Here is a 20,396-nt window from a genome sequence, read left to right on the forward strand (position 1 = left end):
GTGACCCGTGAGTGAAGTAGCAGCCCAGCCAGTCGACGACACCCCCGAGCAGCTTCGGATCCGCCAGGAGAAGCGTGAGCGCATTCTCGCGGAGGGACGCCAGGCGTACCCGGTGTCGGTGGCGCGCACCCACTCGCTGGCGGAGATCCGCGCCAAGTATCCGGACCTCGAGCCCGACACGACCACGGGCGACCAGGTCGGTGTCGCCGGCCGGGTGATCTTCGTGCGCAACACGGGCAAGTTGTGCTTCGCGACGCTGCAGGAAGGCGACGGCACTCAGCTGCAGGCGATGATCAGTCTCGCCGCTGTCGGCGAGGACGCTCTCGTGTCGTGGAAGGCCGATGTCGACCTCGGTGACTTCGTGTTCGTGCACGGTGAGGTGATCAGCTCCCGTCGCGGTGAGCTGAGCGTGATGGCCGATTCGTGGCAGATTGCGTCCAAGTCGCTCCGGCCTCTGCCCGTTGCGCACAAGGAGATGAACGAGGAGTCCCGGGTCCGGCAGCGTTACGCCGATCTGATCGTGCGCCCCGAGGCGCGGGACAATGCGCGTAAGCGTGTGGCAGTGGTCCGTGAGCTCCGGAACGCGCTCGAGCGTCGCGGGTTCCTCGAGGTCGAGACGCCGATGCTGCAGACGGTGGCAGGTGGCGCGGCGGCCCGTCCCTTCATCACGCATTCCAATGCCCTCGACATCGACCTGTATCTCCGGATCGCCCCCGAACTGTTCCTGAAGCGGTGCGTCGTGGGCGGTATCGAGAAGGTTTTCGAGATCAACCGGAATTTCCGCAACGAGGGCGTCGACTCGACGCACTCGCCGGAATTCGCGATGCTCGAGACGTACGAGGCTTACGGCACATATGACGATTCGGCCGTCATGATCCGCGAACTCGTTCAGGAGGTGGCGCAGGCCGCTTTCGGTTCGCAGGTCGTCACTCTTGCCGATGGCACCGAATACGACCTGAGCGGTGAATGGAAGACCCTCGAGATGTATCCGTCGCTGTCGCAGGCGATCGGTGTCGAGGTCACTCCGGATACCACGGTCGAGGAATTGCTGGCTCTCGCCGAGAAGGTGGGCCTCGAAGTCCCGAAGGACAAGGGTTACGGGCACGGGAAGCTGGTCGAGGAACTGTGGGAGCACCAGTGCGGCGACCAGTTGTTCGAGCCGACTTTCGTCCGTGATTTCCCGGTCGAGACGTCACCGCTGACTCGTGACCACCGCAGCAAGGCCGGGGTGACCGAGAAGTGGGACCTCTACATCCGTGGGTTCGAGTTGGCCACGGGCTATTCGGAATTGGTCGATCCTGTGATCCAGCGTGAGCGGTTCGTCGATCAGGCGCGTCTCGCGTCGGCCGGCGACGACGAGGCGATGGCCCTCGACGAAGAATTCCTCGCCGCAATGGAGCAGGGAATGCCGCCGACCACCGGTACCGGAATGGGAATCGACCGTCTGCTCATGGCATTGACGGGATTGGGAATCCGCGAAACAATCCTCTTTCCCATTGTTCGGCCTTCTTCTCGCTGATTCGCTGGGGGTGAATTCGCGCGGATAAATTCGATCCATTCCTCGTATTCCGAATCGGAAGAACAGGGGTATGGTTACCTCGGGTCGTAGCTCACGTTGACGATGAGACGTCGCTTCATTCGAGAGGAATTTCATCCCATGGCTAAGAAGGTCACTGTCACCCTGATCGACGATGTCGATCAAGAGGCGTCTGCCGACGAGACGGTCGAGTTCGGACTCGATGGTGTTCAGTACGAGATCGACCTTTCCTCGGAGAATGCGGCGAAATTGCGCGAGCAGCTCGACGTGTGGGTTTCCCACGCGCGCAAGGTGAGCTCGCGCAAGCGCGGCAAAGCGGTGGCGGCCCCGGCCGTCACCAAGTCCCGAGTTTCGGTCGACCGGGAACAGAGCGCCGCTATCCGGGAATGGGCGCGCAAGAACAACAAAAAGGTTTCTGCGCGCGGCCGTATCTCCGCCGAAATTATCGAGGCCTACAACAAGGCGAACTGAAAGTTAGCTGGGAACAGAATTCGCTGATTCGCTCCGCAAGGCGACCTGGACTGTTACCGTCCCGCTCTGATCCGACATTCGGGGAGTCTGGGGGTAGCTGTGCGCCGCTGCGTGTCCGTTTCAGGGATTCTGTTCCTGGCTTTCGTTATGTGGGCCGGGGTGGCATCCGCAGCGCCTGCCTATCCGGTGCCGGATTCGTTCCTCGCCGGAGTGCCCCTCGAATTGGGAAATCCGGACGGTTCGGCCCCGGGCTCGAACGACTGGTCCTGCCGGCCGAGTGACGCGCATCCCGAACCGGTGGTCCTCGTCCACGGGACGGGAGGCGCGCGCCAGACCAACTGGGCGGTGTATGCACCCCTGCTCGCCAACGAGGGCTACTGCGTGTACTCCCTCACCTACGGCAACTTCCCCGACCTGCCCTGGCCGCTCGACGCGATCGGCGGAATGACGCCCATCGACACCGGCACCGCTCAGATCGCCGCGTTCGTCGATCAGGTGCTGGCGAGTACGGGCGCCGCGAAAGTCGACCTGGTGGGACATTCCCAGGGCACGGTGCAGGCGAACAATTACGTGAAGTTCTTCGGGGGTGCGGACAAGGTCGCGAAGATCGTGTCGCTCGCCCCGCCGTGGCAGGGCACGTACGGAAACGATCAGATCAGTGCAGGCCGGTTCCTGCGTTCGCTCGGCATCGACGACGCGGTGGCGGCAGGTTTCCCCGTCTGCCAGGCGTGTCCCGAGATGCTTCAGGGGTCGAAGTTCATCGACCGCATGCGCGCGGGCGGGGTCTACGTCCCCGGGATCGAGTACACGAACATCGTCACTCGCTACGACGAACTGGTCGTCCCGTACACGAGCGGCCTCGAGCCGGGGCCGGACACCATCAACATCGTCGTCCAGGACGGGTGCCAGCAGGACTATTCCGACCACGTCGCCGTCGCCGGCTCCGCCCGCGCCGCCGGTTTCGTCCTGAACGCGCTGGACCGCGACAATCCGCGCGTGGTGCCGTGCAGTTTCGTCGCCCCTGTCGCGGGGTAGCCCCCCGCGAGATCCATCTGCCGCCAGTTACCGGGGGAGGCCTGGGCAACCCGCTGGGTAACGCCGCCGACCCCGGCGGAAACGAATGGGTGGCGAACTCACAGCTCGTCGACATACCCTGTCCGGATACGCAGGTCTCGCCCCCTCGGGGAGCGGGCCGCCGGCCTCTATCGACCGGGTGCCCTTCACAGGCACCACCGGACCTGTTCGCTCCAGGCGTACAGCGAAGGGGAAACGATTGCCGGAGCTGGGGCGTTAAATACGAATAAGCAGGCGTGCTCGCCCACCTAAAGGGGTGGAGGGGCAGCAGGTCGATCGGCAGCCAACTAGAGTAATAGCTGGGGTCGTGGAACCTTCGTCGGTTGGGGGCTTCTGCCCTCGGAGCAGGCGCTGGCGATCTGCTTGTAGTGCCGGAGCGAAACGCGGCGAACAGGGACGAGACACCCGGTCTCGTGACTGCACGTCGGAAAGTGTGAGGGAGAGCGATGTTCGAGAGGTTCACCGATCGCGCACGGCGCGTTGTTGTCCTGGCTCAAGAAGAAGCCAGGATGCTCAACCACAACTACATCGGTACGGAGCACATCCTGCTCGGCCTCATTCACGAGGGCGAAGGTGTCGCTGCCAAGTCGCTGGAGTCGTTGGGCATCTCCCTCGAAGGAGTGCGCAGCCAGGTCGAGGAGATCATCGGCCAGGGCCAGCAGGCCCCGTCCGGCCACATCCCCTTCACCCCGCGTGCCAAAAAAGTCCTGGAGCTCAGCCTGCGCGAGGCACTGCAGCTCGGACACAACTACATCGGTACGGAGCACATCCTGCTCGGCCTCATCCGCGAGGGTGAAGGCGTCGCAGCGCAGGTTCTGGTGAAGCTCGGCGCCGATCTCAACCGGGTCCGTCAGCAGGTCATCCAGCTGCTTTCCGGTTACCAGGGCAAGGAGCCGGCCGAATCCGGCGGCACTCGTGGCGAGGCGGGCACCCCGTCCACGTCGCTGGTGCTCGACCAGTTCGGTCGCAACCTCACCCAGGCGGCCCTCGAAGGCAAGCTCGACCCCGTCATCGGCCGCTCGAAGGAAATCGAGCGCGTCATGCAGGTGCTGTCGCGCCGTACCAAGAACAACCCCGTGCTGATCGGTGAGCCCGGTGTCGGTAAGACCGCCGTCGTCGAAGGTCTCGCTCAGGCCATCGTCAACGGCGAGGTCCCCGAGACGCTCAAGGACAAGCAGCTGTACACGCTCGACCTCGGGTCGCTCGTGGCAGGCAGCCGCTACCGCGGTGACTTCGAAGAGCGCCTGAAGAAGGTCCTCAAGGAGATCAACACCCGCGGCGACATCATTCTGTTCATCGACGAGCTGCACACCCTGGTGGGTGCCGGCGCGGCCGAGGGCGCCATCGACGCGGCCTCGATCCTCAAGCCGAAGCTGGCCCGCGGTGAGCTGCAGACCATCGGTGCGACCACCCTCGACGAGTACCGCAAGTACATCGAGAAGGACGCCGCACTCGAGCGCCGCTTCCAGCCGGTGCAGGTCGGCGAGCCGACGGTGGAGCACACCATCGAGATCCTCAAGGGTCTGCGCGACCGTTACGAGGCGCATCACCGCGTGTCCATCACGGACGGTGCACTCGTCGCCGCGGCCACCCTGGCCGATCGCTACATCAACGACCGCTTCCTGCCGGACAAGGCCATCGACCTCATCGACGAGGCCGGAGCACGGATGCGCATCCGCCGGATGACCGCACCGCCGGACCTCCGCGAGTTCGACGACAAGATCGCCGACGCCCGCCGCGAGAAGGAGTCCGCGATCGACGCGCAGGACTTCGAGAAGGCCGCGAACCTGCGCGACAAGGAGAAGACCCTCGTCGCTCAGCGTGCAGAGCGGGAGAAGCAGTGGCGTTCCGGTGACCTGGACGTCATCGCCGAGGTCGACGACGAGCAGATCGCCGAGGTCCTGGGTAACTGGACCGGCATCCCCGTGTTCAAGCTCACCGAGGAGGAGACCACCCGTCTGCTCCGCATGGAGGAGGAGCTGCACAAGCGGATCATCGGTCAGGAAGACGCGGTCAAGGCCGTCGCCAAGGCCATCCGTCGTACCCGTGCCGGCCTGAAGGACCCGAAGCGTCCGTCCGGTTCGTTCATCTTCGCCGGCCCGTCCGGTGTCGGTAAGACCGAGCTGGCCAAGTCGCTCGCCAACTTCCTGTTCGGTGAGGACGACGCTCTCATCCAGATCGACATGGGTGAGTTCCACGACCGCTTCACCGCGTCGCGGCTGTTCGGTGCCCCTCCCGGCTACGTCGGCTACGAAGAGGGCGGACAGCTCACCGAGAAGGTGCGCCGCAAGCCGTTCAGCGTGGTGCTGTTCGACGAGATCGAGAAGGCACACCAGGAGATCTACAACACCCTCCTGCAGGTGCTCGAAGACGGCCGTCTCACCGACGGTCAGGGCCGGACCGTGGACTTCAAGAACACGGTGCTCATCTTCACCTCGAACCTCGGCACGTCGGACATCTCCAAGGCAGTGGGTCTCGGCTTCACGTCCGGTAAGGGCGACGAGTCGAACTACGAGCGGATGAAGCTCAAGGTCCACGACGAGCTGAAGAAGCACTTCCGGCCCGAGTTCCTCAACCGCATCGACGACATCGTCGTGTTCCACCAGCTCACCACCGAGCAGATCGTTCAGATGGTGGACCTGATGGTTGCGCGCGTCGAGGTGGCCTTGAAGAACAAGGACATGACGATGGAGGTCACCGACAAGGCGAAGTCGCTGCTGGCCAAGCGTGGCTTCGATCCGGTCCTGGGTGCGCGGCCGCTGCGTCGCACCATCCAGCGCGAGATCGAGGACCAGCTGTCGGAGAAGATCCTCTTCGGCGAGGTCGGCCCCGGTCAGATCGTGTACGTCGACGTCGAGAACTGGGACGGCGAAGGCGCGGGCGAGGACGCGAAGTTCACGTTCCGCGGCGAGACGAAGCCGGTCACGGTGCCCGACGAGGTTCCGGTCGACCTGGCCAAGTCGGGCGCAGCCGACTCGGAGTAGTCGGGCAGTAGTCGAACGAGACGGGCCGCCGGTGGTTTCCACCGGCGGCCCGTTCGTGTGTGCGGGGTTCAGATGCTCTTGCGTCCCGACCAGTTGACGAGGCGCTCGGTGGGACCGGCGGTGGGGTGCGGCTCGACCACGTCCGCGAACGGCACGTGCCCGCCGCGTGGTTCCGCCGGGATCGCGCGCTGTGCGACGGCGAGCATGGCCTCCGCGAGTTCGGGGCGGGTTTCGGAGGGCTGGCCGGTGGCGACCGCCAGATCCCAGCCGTGCACGAGCGTCTCGTTGATGTAGCCCCAGATCGCGGCGCGGCCGGGGACGGTGCCCCACGGGGCGGTCACCGTTGCGTCGAGGCGGCTGTCGTCGGTCCAGACGGGCCACATGCGGTCGGCGGCCGACCGGTAGGCGTCCGCGTAGCCCTCGTCGGGGATGTCGGTGACGACGAGCGGAACGGTGGCCGGGTCGCCGCCCTCACCGATCACGCGGGCACGCTCCACGGTGGCGACGAGGTGGCCGAGCATGGTGCGGACGTCGAAGTCGGCGCACGGGGTGGATGCCGTCAACTGGTCCTCGCGGACGTTCTCGATGAGACCGGTGGTCCAGGTGAGGGCTTCGCGGTACAGGGGCCGGGGATCTGTCGTGTTTGTCATGAGGCAACTATCGCCGCAATACATGACATCCTCTGTCGTGTATTTCTGACAGACTTTCCGCATGCGCGCCGACCGTCTGCTCTCGCTCGTCCTCCTGCTCCGCAACCGTGGGCGAATGTCGGCTGCGGCGCTGGCCCGCGAACTCGAGGTGTCGCCGCGCACCGTGCTGCGAGACATCGATGCGCTGTCGACGGCGGGGATCCCGGTGTACGCCGAACGCGGCCGGGACGGCGGTTTCGAGTTGCTCCCGGGATTCACCACCGACCTCACGGGCCTGACCGTCGACGAGGCCAAGGCCCTGCTGGCGGCGGGCTCCGCGGTGACCTCGGAGTCGCTGGGCATGGCGCCGGCGTTCGCGTCGGCGATGCGCAAGGTGGTCGCGGCGATGCCGGACGCGCACCGGGCCGCGGCGACGAAGGTGGCGGAGCGGGTGTTCGTCACCCAGGGTTCGTGGCTGACCGATCCGGAACCGGTCGACGACCACCTCGGGCTGATCCAGCAAGCGGTGTTCGTGGGCAGGCGCCTGAGCATCCTCTACCCGTCGCGGGGCAACGAACCGGTGTGGCGGGTCATCGACCCGCAGGGTCTCATCCACGCGGGGGGACGGTGGTACCTGGTGGCGACGGACGCCGGCCGCGACCGGACGTACCGGCTCGAGCGGATCGCGGACGTCCGCGAACTCGACGAACCGGCACAGCGACCGGCCGACATCGACCTCGCCGCGATCTGGGAGCATCGCCGTTCGGCGTTCCGGGCACGCGGCACACCGATCGTCGTCGACGTTCTCGTCCGCCGGGAGTGCCGCGACGTTCTGGCGGAGCGTGCCTACGCCGTCCGATCCGAGCAGCCCGCCGACGGCGACCGGGTGCGCCTGGAAGTGGTGTTCGGCGACGACTCCCACGCGAGCGGCGTGCTGTGGTCGCTCGGCGAGGACGCAGAAGTGCTGGCGCCGGACGATCTGCGGGCCGCCCTGCGTTCCCGGGCGCTGCGGATGTGCGCCAGGTACGAGTAGGTTCGACACGTAAACCGAAGAACCACGAGAGGATGTGGCATGCCGACACGTACCGCACGGACCGCTTGGAACGGATCACTCGAACAGGGAAGCGGCCAGGTGGAACTCACCAGTTCCGGTGTCGCGACCTTCGACGTCTCGTTCCCGAAGCGCGCGGCGGAGGAGGCGGGTGGAACCACCAGCCCGGAGGAGCTGATCGCGGCGGCGCATTCGTCCTGCTACGCGATGCAGCTGTCCGCACTCATCGCGGAGGCAGGCGGAACCCCGCAGAGCCTCGAGGTGAAGGCCGATGTCTCACTCGGGCCGGACAACCCGGGTTTCAAGCTCACCGGCATCAAGTTGACGGTCCGCGGTGAGGTGGACGGGCTCGACGCAGACGGCTTCGCCAAGGCCGCTCAGGCCGCGAAGGAGTCGTGCCCGGTGAGCAAGGCACTCACCGGCGTCGAGATCACGTTGGACGCGGCACTCGAATCCTGAGTGCCGGCTACCGACGGTTGACCCGTGCGCGCACTTCCTCCATCTTCGCCTGGAGTTCGTCCGGGCTGATGACGCCCTTGTCCATCAGCGCGTGCGCGGTGGCGACGACGGACCGGGAGCGGACGGGGAAGTCGCGGTAGATGGTTTCGCCCAGCTGGTCCTCGGTGTGGCGCCTGTCGAGATTGTCCCAGGCGCCACGCCAGGACAGGCATTCCGCGGTGGCCTGCATGCTCGATTCCCACGGGTCGGGCTTGCGGTCGAGGTCCGGGAGCGTCACGTCGTCGCGAGTTGTCGCCGGTGTCAACGTGTTCAGGATGACGTCGTAGCCCCTGTCTGCCATCATCGCGCGGCTCCTCCGTTGTCCGAGGGTGGTGTGGTCGCCGTCCAGTCGACCTGCGGGACGGCGACGCCGATCATGGTGTCGCGGGTGACGATCGACGCCAGCTGTTCCTCACTCCACCCCTCGGTGCCTTCGGGGCGCATCGGCATCACCATAAATCGCGATTTCTGATTCGAATCATGCACGCGCACTTCGACGTCCGACGGGAAGTGCAGGCCGAACTCCGCGATCACCTCGCGGGGCCAGCGCACCAGCCGGCGGCGGTAGTTGGGTGTGCGGTACCAGTCCGGGGACATGCCGAGGACGGGCCGCGGATAGCACGAACACAACGTGCAGACGATGACGTTGTGCACTTTCGGGGTGTTCTCCAGTACGTAGAAGTACGTGTAGTCGCTCGGTGTGCCCGACCCGGTGGGGTCGCGCCAGTCGATCCCCACTTCCTTGCAGGTCTCGGTGCCGTCGGCCAGTAGGCGCTTCTTGAATTCCGGATCCACCCACGCCTTCGCGACCAACTTCGAACCACCCGACGGCCCTACCGATTCGGCCCATTCCGAGAAGCGCCGGTGATCCTCGCGGGAGAACAGTCCGTGTTCGATGGACAGTTCCCGGATGGCGGTTTCCAGGATCTCGAATTCGCTGACCTCCTCCGAGGCCTGGATCGGGGCGTGATCGTCGTGCGAATGCGTCATGTGTCGGCCTCTCCTGCCGGCTCGAGCCAGCGCTCGGAGCACTCGGTTTCCAAGGTGTCGATCTCGTATCCGGTGTAGCGGGGCCAGAGGTCGGTCTGCTGGAAGCGGACGACGTAGAACGGCTCGGTCCGGCCGTCGTCGACGCGTCCCCACGCCTCGTCCTCGGGGATCACCCACGCCGGGCGGTGTTCGACGACGACGCCGGTGTGCCCGCGGATGAATGCCTGCGTGCGGGTGTGGAACATCGACGTCGCATCCTTGACGGTGACGCGGTCGCCGATCTCGAACTTCGTCATGACCGGCCTCCCGCCGTAGGTCCGCCGGCGGTCCGGGCCCGCACTTCGTCGATCTTGGCGGAGAGTTCGTCCGGCGTGATCAGGCCCTTGTTGATGAGTGTCTTGGCAGCCACCGTGATCCACCGCGCGTAGTACGGCAATCCGAAGTAGAGCGTGGCACCCAGGTCGTTCTCGGCGCGACGGCGTTCCTCCGAGTTCCACACGCCCCGCCAGCCGAGGCATTCGCACGTGACGTACGTGCTCATCTCCCAGTCCTCTTCGACCTTCTCCTCGTACGCGACGGGAAGGGCGGGCTGGCCGCCGACGTCGTGCAGCACGTGCCGCAGCGCGTCGAACGCGGAATTGGGGAGGTAGTACGGCGAATCCATCTCTTCGTGATGGAGGGGGCCGTACCCCGCCACTCTGTTCGCCTGTGCTTCGAATTCTGCTGGAGAGTTCATCGCGCGCTCCGTAGGGGTGGACCTAGTGACAGGGGACTCCCAGGAGATGGCGTCCGTCGTGCATCAATTCGTGCAGGTACATGCCACTTCGGGAGATCGCACCCTGGTCGAAGCCGACCAGGTAGAGGGTGAGAAGTGAGAGCAGGACGACTCCGACGGCGATCAGCACGATTCCGACTGATTCGACGGACTTGCTCGGTGAAGAGACGTAAACCATGGCTACTCCTGGAGGAGTTCGGGTTCCGCAACCATCGGCCGTCGATTGTCCGGGCATCGCGACGAGCGCCCCTCGTTCAGCGGCACGATCGATACGACGTTACTCTCGCCGTGTCGACACCCTCACCGTACCGTTCGGTCGAATTCGGCGGGCGTAAATACACCACGGCGAGCCAAGACATCCTCTGAGCGGAACGAGCCGGAACAGAATCCGGCACCGATCTGTTCCACTGAACTGTGACGACACAGCAGAAGCACGACGGCGACATCGAGATCGAGATCTGGTCCGACGTGGCCTGCCCCTGGTGCTACATCGGCAAGCGCCGTTTCCTGTCGGCCCTCGACGAGTTCGAGGGGCGCGACCGGGTCAACGTGACGTGGCGGTCGTACCAGCTGTCCCCGGACACCCCGGTCGGGGAGCGGCGCACCGAACTCGACGCCCTGGTGGAGAGCAAGGGGCTGTCGGCGGAGCAGGTCCGTCAGATGTTCGGGCACGTCGCGCAGACGGCGGCCGACGAGGGTCTGCGACTGGACTTCGACACGGTCGTCGCCGCCAACACCTTCGACGCGCACCGGCTGATCCACCTCGCGGGCGACAGGCGAGATGCCGTGGTGGAGGGACTGTTCCGCGCCCACTTCGGTGAGGGCGCCGTGATCGACGACCGCGAGGTGCTCGTCGACATCGCGGCGCGGGCCGGGCTCGACGCCGACACGGTGCGCGCCGAACTCGATTCCGATGCCGGTGCGGACGCGGTCCGGGCCGATCTCGACACCGCTCGTGCGTTGCAGGTGTCGGGGGTGCCGTTCTTCGTCGCCAACCGCCGGGTCGCGGTATCCGGTGCGCAGCCGAAGGACGTGTTCCTGCAGCTCCTGACGCAGGCGAGCGCGGCGCCGGTCACCTAGCAGCGGGCGAAGTACCGGTTGGCGTCAGCCCGGAACATGAGTGCCAGTGCGGCGATCACCGCCGCGAGGTGCGTGAGCCGGGCGAGCGCGATCACCGCGACGTCGAGCGTCAGACCGGAGACGGCGGACATCGGGTCATCGCACGCCGTCATCCAGGCGATCGGCTCCGCCACGAGCGACGTGACGCCGAAGGCGCCGAGGCTGATCGCGAGGACACCCCGCGCCCACGCCCTGCCGCTGCGGAACCGGGTCATGACGAACAGCACCGCGGCGTAGACGAGAACACGGACCGCGAGTTGTCCGGCGAGCCCGGCGACGTCGGCGTCCGGATTCTCCAGTGCGGTGGACGCGTGTGCAATCGCCTCCACCACGCCGGCGAACAGGGCGAGCCCGAGCAGCCAGAACGCGTGTTCGACCGTCTGCGGGGCCGGTGGTGCGGTGCGAGTGGTCATGTCCCCAATGCTGGTATCGGTGACATCGCGGGCACATCACCCCGGGGAGTGGCGGCCACCCCTACTCGGGTATCGGTGCGGCACCTTGCCATCACTCCGGACGGGGAGCACATTGAAAAGCACGTCGTCGGCAGGGAGGCACTGTGCGCGAGCAGACACGATCCGGAGATGCATGGCCGGCGTTGAAGGTGGACGAGTGGACGCCGACGAGGGACACCCTGCACATGTGGACGCAGATCGTCGGGAAGATCCGCCTGGCCCACGCACCGCTGATCAACCACTGGTGGCAGGTGCCGCTGTACGTGAGCCCCCGCGGTCTCACCACGTCGACCGTCCCGTACGGCACCGAGTGTTTCGACATCGAATTCGACTTCGTCGACCATCGGCTGGTGATCCGCACGAGCGCGGGCGGAACCGGAACGGTTGCGCTCGAACCGAAGTCGGTGGCCGATTTCTATGCGGAGACGATGGACACGCTGGCCGAACTGGGCGTGACGACGACCATCCTGGCCAGGCCCAACGAGGTGGAGACGGCTGTTCCGTTCGCAGAGGACACGCAGCACTGCTCGTACGACGGTGAGTCGGTGCACCGGTTCTGGCGGCAGCTCGTGCAGGCGGATCGTGTGCTGCACGAGTTCCGTGCCCACTTCATCGGGAAGGTCAGTCCCGTGCACTTCTTCTGGGGTGCGCTCGACCTGGCCTGTACCCGGTTCTCCGGTCGAAGCGCGCCCACTCATCCTGGGGGAGCGCCGAACTGCGGCGACTGGGTGATGGTCGAGGGCTACTCACACGAGCTGAGCAGCTGTGGATTCTGGCCCGGCGGTGGCGTCGAGGGCGCGTTCTACGCGTACGCCTATCCGGAACCGGACGGCTTCGCCGACTACCCGGTCGGGCCGGACGGCGCGTTCTACAGCGCGGAGTTCCGGCAGTTCCTGCTGCCGTACGAGACCGTCCGCACCGCGGACGACCCCGATGCGGCTCTGCTGAAGTTCCTGCACAGCACGTACGATGCGGCCGCCGATCGGGGTGGCTGGGACCGGGCCGCCCTGGAGACGGACCCGGCCCGTTGGGACACCCATCCCATGTGAGTGGCACGGTGTGCTCCAGCACACCGTGCCACTCACATGGTCAGGCAGAGGCGTTCGCCGACGCGGGCGCCGTGGCCCGGGTGGCACGCTCCGTGAGGAACGCGAACACGAGTCCGAGAACCAGCCACAGCGTGGCCTGCGTCGCGAGGGACGACAGCCGGAACTGCCACAGCAGCACCGCGGGGAAGTCGTCACCCACTTCGTTGATCGTGGGCAGCACGAGGTATCCGATGGTCGCCACCACGAGGAACGCGACAACCGGCGCCGCGATCCGCACCGACAGGAACTCCTGTGCGGCGACGGCCTTCGCCGCGAAGACGGACGCCACCACGGCGAGCAGGCCCAGCGCGACTGCGGCAAGCCACAACCACGTGCGCTGGTTGATCGTGTCGGGATCGCCGACGGCCGGCGGGTTGGCGGGGTACTTGAAGAACGGCACGGCCTCGATCGCCAGCCAGCCGAGCGCGGCCAGCGACATGCCGAAGACCGGACCCGACAGCGTGGTCAGCCGTCGCGCGTAGTGGAGGACGACGGCGAAGATCGCTCCGAGAGCCAGTCCGGCGAGGGACGTGGCGAGGAACAGTCCGAAGCGCTGCCCGTCGCGGCTGACGAGGGCTTCCTCCTCGTCGTGCGAGTGCCCGGCAGGCTCGTCCGCCTGGGTGGCGTCGTGTGAGTGGCCTTCGGGTTCGGCGGCGCTGTGCGATTCCTCGATCGCGATGGCCGCGTCGATGTGCGACTCACCGAGAACGAACGCGACGCCACCGGCCAGGATGCCTGCGATCAGGCCGGCCAGCAGACCGCGGATGAGGAGTTTCGTGAAGGAATCGGTCAGTGGCATGGCAGACCCAGGAGGTGGCGGCCGTCGTGCATCAATTCATGCATGTACATGCCACTGCGCGAGATCGCGCCCTGGTCGAATCCCACGAGGTAGAGAGCGAGCATCGCGAACAGAACGATCGCGAAAGAGATGACGGCGAGACGGGTCGTGTCGACCGACGAGCCGGGTGCGTAGGCGAGTGCCATAGTTCCTCCTGGGATTTCGCGTCCCCTAGGTCCAGGCGATGGCCGCAGTATCTGGCTGTCGAGGTGGTTCCCGTGAAGGACTACTCCGATTTACAGTGGCGCGACCGCTCCGGGATTGCACCGGATTCCTGCCGAACCATCGCATTGTCCTGCGAACTTTTGCACCCGGCGGGCCGTCGTGTCAATCCTCGGCCCGCCCCCGCCGCTCAGCTCTTGTTCGCCGCCGCGACGTCGAGTACGACCTCGAACTCCAGCAGCGACGCCCCGGACGCCACCGGCTTCTTCCGCTCACCCGCATGTGCTTCCCGGGCCGGACCGTCGCGCCACGCCGCGAATGCCTCTTCGCTCTCCCACTGCGTGACGACGAAGTAGCGGTTCTCGCCCTGCACCGGACGCAGGAGCTGGAAGCCGAGGAAGCCGGGAGAGTTCTCCACGGCGTGCGCGCGCGCCGCGAAGCGCTTCTCGAGTTCGGGCCCCGCACCCTCGGGGATTTCGATTGCGTTGATCTTCACCACTGCCATGCGGGCGAGATTACTCCGCTAGCGTCGGAGTGGTGGCGGGTGAGAGTGCGTTGCACGACGAGGGTGGGACGGGACAGCCGATTCTGCTGCTGCACGGACTGATGGGCAGTGCCCGGACGTGGGGACGGCACGTGCCGTGGCTGCGCGAGCACGGCCACGTCTTCACGTTTGACGCCGCAGGCCACGGCAGGCCCGCGCCGTCGCGGTTGACGACGGAAGCATTCGTAGCAGATCTGTCCGCGGCTCTCGCGGCCTTCACCGAGCCGTGGGTGGTGATCGGCCATTCGATGGGCGCCCTGCACGCCTGGTGCCTGGCGGCCGAGCACCCGGACAAGGTGTCGGCGCTCGTCCTCGAAGACATGGCCCCCGACTTCCGTGGCCGCACCGCCGACGACTGGGCGGCGATGATCTCGAACTGGCCGCAGCCGTTCGCGACCCGGGAGGATCTGTTCGAGTTCTTCGGTCCGGTTGCCGGACAGTACTTCCTGGAGTCGTTCGAGAAGCGCGCCGACGGCTGGTACCTGCACGGCGACGTCGACACGTTCCGCGACATCTCGGCGGAGTGGGGCGACCGGCACTTCTGGGACCAGTGGGCGTCGATCACCGTTCCGGCCCTGCTGATCGAGGGGGAGTTCACCATCACCCCGGACGGTCAGATGCGGACCATGGCGGAGCGGCATCCCGGCGCCGAGTACGTCCGCATCGCGCAGGCCGGGCACCTCGTCCACGACGACCAGCCGGAGCAGTACCGGAAAGTGGTCGAGGAATTCCTCGACGAACTCGGCTGAGAGCCACCTCGTCCGCTGCTCAGGACATTGTGTGTTCGTTTTTTTCGTTTTATGGTTGAGGTATGGCCGCTCTGATGAACCACACGGTGTTGCCGCCGGGCGCCGACGATCGGGACCTTCTCACCGCGTTGAAGTTTGTTCTCGCTGGTCAGGGCGATGTGACGATCTCGACCCCGGAGGGTTCGGCGCGGTTGCCGGACAGTGTCCGCGGGTTGCTCGTCGACGCGGTCACGGCTCTGGATCGGGGGCAGGCGGTGACGGTGGAGCCGCACCGGACGGTGCTGACGACGCAGGAGGCCGCCGAACTGCTGGGCATTACCCGGCCGACGTTGGTGCGGTTGCTGGAGGCCGGGAAGATTCCGTACTCGTCGCCGGGCCGGCATCGGCGGGTGGAGTTGGCGGATGTGCTGGCCTTCCGACAACACGAGCGTGCGCGACGCGGTCAGGTGTTCGAGGAGATGGCGCACGAGGAAACCCCGGACCCCGGCGACGCCGCTGACGGCTTCGTCTCGACCCGCTGATCGAGGGGCAGGGCAACCGGTGGCTGCCTTTCGGGTGGTTCTCGACGCGTGCGTCCTGCTTCCGCAGGCTCTGAACAACCTGCTGCTCACCCTGGCCGATGCCGAGTTGTTCCGGCCGGTGTGGACGCCGGATCTGCTCGACGAGGTGGAGCACAACCTGGCCGGGGAGAGGTTCGGTAAGTCGCCGGAGCAGGCGGCGCGGCGGATTCAGCAGATGCGCAGAACGTTCCCGTTCGCGGAGGAGGAGTCACGCGGGTACCGCGAGTTGATTCCCGCGATGACCAACGATCCGAAGGACCGGCACGTCCTGGCCGCGGCGGTACGGTCCGGTGCGGCATTGATCGTGACCGCGAATCCGAAGGACTTCCCACCTGCGGCCCTCGACCCGTTCGACGTCGAGGCGATCCACCCCGACGAATTCCTCTGCGATCAGCTCGATCTGGACTCCGAAGCGGTGTTCGAGCGGATCCACGTGCTGGTCGCCCGGAATACGCTCCCGCCGCGCACGGTGGGGGAGCTGCTCGAGTTACTCGACCGGCTGACCCCACGGTTCGTCGACGCGGTCCGGGCATTGCTGGTCGACCGGGACGACGCCTCGGACCGCGGTGCGGTGCCGGCGGTGTCCGCCCTTCCGGAGCTGACCGACGAGCAGATCGACTCGTTGCCGCCCGAGGTGCGGCAGACGTACCGGCAGATTCGTGCGGTGGATCCGGCCGAACTGGTGCGGTTTCTCGGGCACACAGATCTGGTGAATGCGGCGTGGGCATTCCTGATGCCGGTGTGTGTGGACGGGGATCTGCTGTCGGTATGGCCGAACGTGGACCCCGACTTCCGGGCGGTACTCGCGCAGAAGTGGGTGCGTGACAACCACTACCAGATGACTGTTGACGGTTGGGACAGTGAGGCGGTTGAGGCGGCCCTTGCCGGGCCTGTGCCGGATCATCCGCTGTGGGTGCATTTCGAACGCGTGCATCTGCGGTCGTTCCGGGCGATGCTGCCGGATCCGGCGACGTGGGGAATCGGTTCAGCCACCAGGATGGTCGCCCCGGGGGTCGAGGCGCTCTACGTACTCGACGCCTCGGCGCTGGAGGGCGGCCTGTGGCAGCCGAACGATCCCCGGTACGTGTGCCCGGTCCTCATGCATCTCGTCGACGGGCGTTGGCTGGTGCGAAATCTGGGGTCGGAGTCGGACCCTGCGACTACCACCTGAGCCTACGTCGGTCCGGGCGGGGGTGAATGGTTGCCAGCCCCTGGGTATCTATCGCGCGACGCGGTGAAACCTCACGCTGGTGGAACGCCCGGGAGTCCGGGAGTTCCACGTATTGCTGTACTCCACGACCTATTCAAAGGCGCACAATGTACTTCGACTTTCGTGACAAGCCCGACCGTCTCTGTGTCAAAGAAATGGTTCACGGCTACAACATATCCAGCTGCTTGTTCGTAGCCGTCGAGTTGGAGCTCGCCGATCTGCTGGCGGCGGGCCCACTGGCGCTTGCCGACCTCGCCCAACGAAGCGGCACTGATCCCGATGCGCTGAAGCGGATCCTGCGCCTACTCATGAGCGCGGGGATCTTCTCCGTGGACGAGCAGGACAGATGCGCACTCACGCCGCGAGCCGAATTCTTGCGCAGGGACAATCCGGAATCGATCGCAAGCGAGGTGGAGCTCTTTGCCGGCGCAGAAACGTACCTGGCCTGGAGCGAGCTGCTCCAATGCGCTCGTACGGGGCAGACAGGATTCGGCCAGTTCTTCGGCAAATCCCTCTTCGAGTACCTGGCCGAGCACCCCGACTCCGCCCAGCGCTTCCATCTGGGCTGGCACGAGATCTCGATCCGCGCCGGTCTCGAGACCGCGGAAGCGATCGATTTCGCGGACAATCGGCATGTCGTCGATGTCGGCGGTGGCTACGGCATCGTGACCGCCCAGCTGTTGCGCAAATACGATCATCTGCGGGGCACGATTTACGACCTGGAGTTCTCGCTGGCCAGGGCCGGTCACACCTTGCGGGAATATGGCGTCGATGAGCGGTGCGGCATTGTGCCCGGCGACGGTTTCACAGAGGTGCCTGGCGGGGGCGACGTCCATCTGCTCAAGAGCGTTCTTCACACGATGAACGACGACGACTCGGTACGTGTCCTCACCAATTGCGCGAACGCACTCGAGCCCGGCGGCAGGATCCTGGTCCTGGAGCGGGTGATCAGCGAGGACGGCGGATACGTCTGGGGAAATGTGGTGGACGTCGCCATGCTGGTCATGACGGGCGGCCGGGAGCGAACGATTCAGGACTACGCGCGCCTCTACGAGCGCGCAGGCCTCGGACTCACCGGCAGTACGCTCCTGCCCTGCGGCTTCAGCGTAATCGAGGGCCGGAAGTGAGACCGGCCGGACGAGCGCGACCTCCGGGAATCAGCGGACCTCGGGGAGCTGGGTCGGCATGGCTCACATCTTGATCGTCGGCGGACATGACGAGACTTTCCGAATGATCGAAGATCTACCGGTCGAGCTGTCTGTGTTTCAGAATTCCGAATCGGTCACCGCGCAGCAGGCCAGGCGCGCCCACCGGCTGTGCGTATTCGACTACCGCAACCAGGCAGAGGCGCTCGGCATGGCGCGGGAGCTGCACGAGGTCGAACCCGTCGATGCGGTCGTGTCCTTCACCGAGCACGGCCTCATGCCGGCCGCCGTGATCAAAGAGGCATTGGGCATCAAGGGCAATGCGCGGGAAGCCGTCCGGTTGACCCGCGACAAGATCGCCATGCGCGAGCACCTGGCCGGCCGTGATCTCGGAGCTGTGCGGACTCGAAGCTGCCATTCGGCCTCCGAGGTACGGAGCTTTCTTCAGTCAGTGGGCGGCCCGATCATCGTCAAGCCGGCTGAAGGCGCCGGCAGCTCCGGTGTTCTTCGCGTCTCCAGCCTTGACCAGGTCGAATCCGCATTCGCCTGCTCTCGAGGCGAGTACCCCGGGCCGACCCTCGTCGAAGAGTTCATCGACGGCCCCGAATACAGCGTTGAATCCTTCACCATGGATGGCCGGCACGACATCATCGCAGTGACCGCAAAAACCACCACCGGCCCGCCACGGTATATCGAAACCGGTCATCTGATGCCGGCCGTGCTCGCGGTATCGGCCCTTGCCGAGCTCCGCGGTCTCGTCACCGATTTCCTCAGTTCGATCGGTCATTCCTTTGGGCCGGCCCATACCGAAGTGCGTATCGGTTCGGCCGGGCCCCGGATCATCGAGGGCAATACCCGTCCTGGAGGCGATTTCATTTGGGAGCTGGTGCACCGTGCGATGGGTCGCGATCTGGTCCGGGAGTCGATCTGTCACCTTGCCGGGCTGCCGCCGCAATCGCGAACACCCGGGCTTGGAGCCGGCTGCGTCGCATTCTTTGGTTACGAGAATGTGGTGATCGAACGCGTGCAGGGCATCGAGGCCGCGCGTCAGGCCGAGGGGATAATCCGGTTGCAGTGTTCTCTCGAACCAGGGCAACACCTCGGTCCGCTCCGGTCCTCTGCGGATCGTCAAGGTGTCATAGTCGCGGTCGGCACCGATCTCGTGGACGCCGAGCGCCGGTTGGCTGACGCGCAGGCTCGGATTCGGGTGGAGACGAGTCCGCTCCCGCACTGACCGGGCAGATTCATGTTCTGCCCGGTCAGCCAGGTGTGGGGCATTGCGTGGGCTGCTCGATCGGTACGACTTGCACGGTCGTCAGGATTTCGCGAATGAGTGAGGTCACTTCCGAGCTCGACCGGCCGGCGACGATGCCGCTGACGGGTAATTCGAAATCGAAATAGCTCACCGTCTCCGGAAGAGAAGCGCCCGCGTCCAGCTCCTTCCATCGAACAACGTCTGGGTGGGCTTGAAACCGTTCTCCACCCGATATCGCGCAGTACCGCGACGGAAGCAGGTGACCCGGGAACATGAAATCCCCGTAGACCGTGCTGCTCGCCGTACTTTCGAACCATCGTTTCAGTGGATTGATGTCGAGAGGTGACCAATCGAGGTTGCAGGCCAAACCGGCCGCGACCAAGTCGATGCCTGTGGCAAGCCGGAACGTCTCCTTGATATGTCCGCCGCCGGGGCGGGCGCCGACCTCCAGAAAAACCATTCCATCTGCGGCCTCGATCATTTCGAGATGAAATGGGCCATTGTCGATACCCACGGCCCGAAGGTACTCGACCGCTACCTTGCAACGCCCACCGTCGTCGTCGACTTGAATCGATCCCTGCGGAACTCCCTGGGCGAACTCGAGGCAAGTGCCCAGATATCTGCTGGCGACGATCGCCACCGGCGCACCGGCAAGCATCACGCCATCGAAGTGGAAGATCGGCCCCTCCACATATTCTTCGAGCTGGAAGCGTTCCGGATCCCAGTCCTCCAGACCTGTAGGGTGATTGAGAATCGCAGCGCCGGCGTCAGCGTAGGTGGCGAAAACGAAAACATCCTTGCTGGCGGTTCCATCGAGTGGTTTGAGCACCGTCTTCCCAGCCCAAGGAGCGACATCGGCGGACGCAGCGGTGAGCGCCTCGTCGCAGCGAACAAATCTGGGCACGCGAAGTCCGCATCCTGCGACCGCGGCTTTCATCGCTACCTTGTCGTTCACGATGTGGACCTGCTCCGGTGATGTCCCTTCTACTCCGAGGCTCCGTCTTATCTGCGCCGCCTCCATCATCTCGTATTGGGAGACGCTGATGACCCGGTCGAAGGCATCGTCGGTGGAGAACAGGGTGCGAACTTCCTCGGCCAGACCTGCTCGACCCGGGCGTTCAACCCTCGTGCAGGGAAGGTCGGGCGGCAGGGTCGCAAGTTGCGCGCTCGAGCCCACGTAGACGACATCGTGAATTCCATGATCGATGACACGATGGTATTCGATGAAGGAATACGGAACGCGATGGAGGATGAGCAGTTTCATT

General features: G+C 65.6%; 24 protein-coding genes and 1 riboswitch. Of the genes, 13 read left to right on the forward strand and 11 right to left on the reverse strand.

Features of this window, described 5'->3' with window-relative positions; genetic code table 11:
* Positions 1–7 precede the first annotated feature (7 nt).
* From lysS to JWS14_RS23910, 4 genes are all read left to right on the forward strand, one after another.
* On the forward strand, positions 8–1,519 hold the full coding sequence (gene lysS, locus JWS14_RS23895; protein WP_072947362.1) for a lysine--tRNA ligase: 1,512 nt from the start codon (positions 8–10) through the stop codon (positions 1,517–1,519).
* 138 nt (positions 1,520–1,657) lie between these two features.
* Positions 1,658–2,008, forward strand: a complete 351-nt coding sequence (locus JWS14_RS23900; RefSeq protein ID WP_072947363.1) for a histone-like nucleoid-structuring protein Lsr2 — start codon at positions 1,658–1,660, stop codon at positions 2,006–2,008.
* 99 nt (positions 2,009–2,107) lie between these two features.
* Entirely contained in the window at positions 2,108–3,043 is a 936-nt protein-coding gene (locus JWS14_RS23905) for an esterase/lipase family protein (RefSeq protein WP_206014532.1), read from the forward strand.
* 485 nt (positions 3,044–3,528) lie between these two features.
* The gene (locus JWS14_RS23910) at positions 3,529–6,066 is read left to right on the forward strand and encodes an ATP-dependent Clp protease ATP-binding subunit (protein ID WP_072947365.1); all 2,538 of its coding nucleotides are present in this window, start codon (positions 3,529–3,531) and stop codon (positions 6,064–6,066) included.
* 68 nt (positions 6,067–6,134) lie between these two features.
* Here the strand turns inward: JWS14_RS23910 and JWS14_RS23915 are convergent, their stop codons facing one another.
* Positions 6,135–6,716 carry a TIGR03086 family metal-binding protein gene (locus JWS14_RS23915; protein ID WP_095862998.1) on the reverse strand — a complete coding sequence of 194 codons (582 nt, stop codon included), beginning with the start codon at positions 6,714–6,716 and terminating at the stop codon, positions 6,135–6,137.
* A gap of 61 nt (positions 6,717–6,777) precedes the next feature.
* Between JWS14_RS23915 and JWS14_RS23920 the strand changes: the two genes are divergently transcribed.
* Both JWS14_RS23920 and JWS14_RS23925 read left to right on the forward strand, forming a co-directional pair.
* A complete protein-coding gene (locus JWS14_RS23920) occupies positions 6,778–7,728 on the forward strand; it encodes a helix-turn-helix transcriptional regulator (protein ID WP_072947367.1) in 951 nt (316 codons plus the stop codon).
* Between the two features lie 39 nt (positions 7,729–7,767).
* Positions 7,768–8,205 carry an OsmC family protein gene (locus tag JWS14_RS23925; protein WP_005244949.1) on the forward strand — a complete coding sequence of 146 codons (438 nt, stop codon included), beginning with the start codon at positions 7,768–7,770 and terminating at the stop codon, positions 8,203–8,205.
* A gap of 7 nt (positions 8,206–8,212) precedes the next feature.
* On the opposite strand, the gene JWS14_RS23930 is transcribed toward JWS14_RS23925, so the two are convergent.
* From JWS14_RS23930 to JWS14_RS23950, 5 genes are read right to left on the reverse strand one after another with little or no spacing between them, the layout of a single operon-like run.
* The gene (locus tag JWS14_RS23930) at positions 8,213–8,548 is read right to left on the reverse strand and encodes an SH3-like domain-containing protein (RefSeq protein WP_072947368.1); all 336 of its coding nucleotides are present in this window, start codon (positions 8,546–8,548) and stop codon (positions 8,213–8,215) included.
* The gene (gene scnC, locus JWS14_RS23935) at positions 8,545–9,234 is read right to left on the reverse strand and encodes a thiocyanate hydrolase subunit gamma (protein WP_072947369.1); all 690 of its coding nucleotides are present in this window, start codon (positions 9,232–9,234) and stop codon (positions 8,545–8,547) included. Before scnC ends, JWS14_RS23930 begins: the two co-directional genes overlap by 4 nt.
* On the reverse strand, positions 9,231–9,530 hold the full coding sequence (locus JWS14_RS51175; protein ID WP_072947370.1) for an SH3-like domain-containing protein: 300 nt from the start codon (positions 9,528–9,530) through the stop codon (positions 9,231–9,233). The genes scnC and JWS14_RS51175 overlap by 4 nt, the downstream gene beginning before the upstream one ends.
* Positions 9,527–9,970 (reverse strand): SH3-like domain-containing protein, encoded by a 444-nt coding sequence (locus tag JWS14_RS51180; protein WP_072947371.1) that lies wholly within the window; start codon positions 9,968–9,970, stop codon positions 9,527–9,529. Before JWS14_RS51180 ends, JWS14_RS51175 begins: the two co-directional genes overlap by 4 nt.
* Before the next feature lie 22 nt (positions 9,971–9,992).
* Positions 9,993–10,187 (reverse strand): CbtB domain-containing protein, encoded by a 195-nt coding sequence (locus JWS14_RS23950; RefSeq protein ID WP_072947372.1) that lies wholly within the window; start codon positions 10,185–10,187, stop codon positions 9,993–9,995.
* Between the two features lie 236 nt (positions 10,188–10,423).
* Between JWS14_RS23950 and JWS14_RS23955 the strand changes: the two genes are divergently transcribed.
* Complete coding sequence (locus tag JWS14_RS23955) at positions 10,424–11,089, forward strand: DsbA family oxidoreductase (protein WP_095863002.1); 666 nt, start codon at positions 10,424–10,426, stop codon at positions 11,087–11,089.
* Here JWS14_RS23955 and JWS14_RS23960 read toward each other — a convergent pair.
* The gene (locus tag JWS14_RS23960) at positions 11,086–11,541 is read right to left on the reverse strand and encodes a hypothetical protein (protein WP_095863003.1); all 456 of its coding nucleotides are present in this window, start codon (positions 11,539–11,541) and stop codon (positions 11,086–11,088) included. The two genes, JWS14_RS23955 and JWS14_RS23960, sit on opposite strands and share 4 nt — an antisense overlap.
* A gap of 143 nt (positions 11,542–11,684) precedes the next feature.
* Between JWS14_RS23960 and JWS14_RS23965 the strand changes: the two genes are divergently transcribed.
* Positions 11,685–12,629, forward strand: a complete 945-nt coding sequence (locus tag JWS14_RS23965; protein WP_095863004.1) for a DUF5996 family protein — start codon at positions 11,685–11,687, stop codon at positions 12,627–12,629.
* A gap of 40 nt (positions 12,630–12,669) precedes the next feature.
* On the opposite strand, the gene JWS14_RS23970 is transcribed toward JWS14_RS23965, so the two are convergent.
* The 3 genes from JWS14_RS23970 to JWS14_RS23980 form a co-directional block, all read right to left on the reverse strand.
* On the reverse strand, positions 12,670–13,467 hold the full coding sequence (locus JWS14_RS23970) for a CbtA family protein (protein WP_206014533.1): 798 nt from the start codon (positions 13,465–13,467) through the stop codon (positions 12,670–12,672).
* A complete protein-coding gene (locus JWS14_RS23975) occupies positions 13,458–13,652 on the reverse strand; it encodes a CbtB domain-containing protein (protein WP_005244930.1) in 195 nt (64 codons plus the stop codon). Before JWS14_RS23975 ends, JWS14_RS23970 begins: the two co-directional genes overlap by 10 nt.
* A gap of 23 nt (positions 13,653–13,675) precedes the next feature.
* Positions 13,676–13,808, reverse strand: a riboswitch (cobalamin riboswitch).
* A 50-nt stretch (positions 13,809–13,858) separates the two neighbouring features.
* On the reverse strand, positions 13,859–14,173 hold the full coding sequence (locus JWS14_RS23980) for an antibiotic biosynthesis monooxygenase family protein (protein ID WP_012691525.1): 315 nt from the start codon (positions 14,171–14,173) through the stop codon (positions 13,859–13,861).
* Positions 14,174–14,205: 32 nt separating this feature from the next.
* Between JWS14_RS23980 and JWS14_RS23985 the strand changes: the two genes are divergently transcribed.
* From JWS14_RS23985 to JWS14_RS24005, 5 genes are all read left to right on the forward strand, one after another.
* Positions 14,206–14,961 carry an alpha/beta fold hydrolase gene (locus tag JWS14_RS23985; RefSeq protein ID WP_072947377.1) on the forward strand — a complete coding sequence of 252 codons (756 nt, stop codon included), beginning with the start codon at positions 14,206–14,208 and terminating at the stop codon, positions 14,959–14,961.
* A 62-nt stretch (positions 14,962–15,023) separates the two neighbouring features.
* Positions 15,024–15,482, forward strand: coding sequence for a helix-turn-helix domain-containing protein (locus JWS14_RS23990; protein ID WP_241031451.1), 459 nt, complete (start codon positions 15,024–15,026; stop codon positions 15,480–15,482).
* A gap of 19 nt (positions 15,483–15,501) precedes the next feature.
* Positions 15,502–16,692, forward strand: a complete 1,191-nt coding sequence (locus JWS14_RS23995; protein WP_095863006.1) for a PIN domain-containing protein — start codon at positions 15,502–15,504, stop codon at positions 16,690–16,692.
* A gap of 146 nt (positions 16,693–16,838) precedes the next feature.
* On the forward strand, positions 16,839–17,858 hold the full coding sequence (locus JWS14_RS24000; RefSeq protein WP_206014534.1) for a methyltransferase: 1,020 nt from the start codon (positions 16,839–16,841) through the stop codon (positions 17,856–17,858).
* Between the two features lie 58 nt (positions 17,859–17,916).
* A complete protein-coding gene (locus tag JWS14_RS24005; protein ID WP_206014535.1) occupies positions 17,917–19,110 on the forward strand; it encodes an ATP-grasp domain-containing protein in 1,194 nt (397 codons plus the stop codon).
* Between the two features lie 25 nt (positions 19,111–19,135).
* On the opposite strand, the gene JWS14_RS24010 is transcribed toward JWS14_RS24005, so the two are convergent.
* Positions 19,136–20,395, reverse strand: coding sequence for an ATP-grasp domain-containing protein (locus tag JWS14_RS24010; protein WP_072947382.1), 1,260 nt, complete (start codon positions 20,393–20,395; stop codon positions 19,136–19,138).
* Position 20,396 lies beyond the last annotated feature (1 nt).

The organism is Rhodococcus koreensis, from assembly GCF_017068375.1.
GTDB lineage: Bacteria > Actinomycetota > Actinomycetes > Mycobacteriales > Mycobacteriaceae > Rhodococcus_F > Rhodococcus_F koreensis.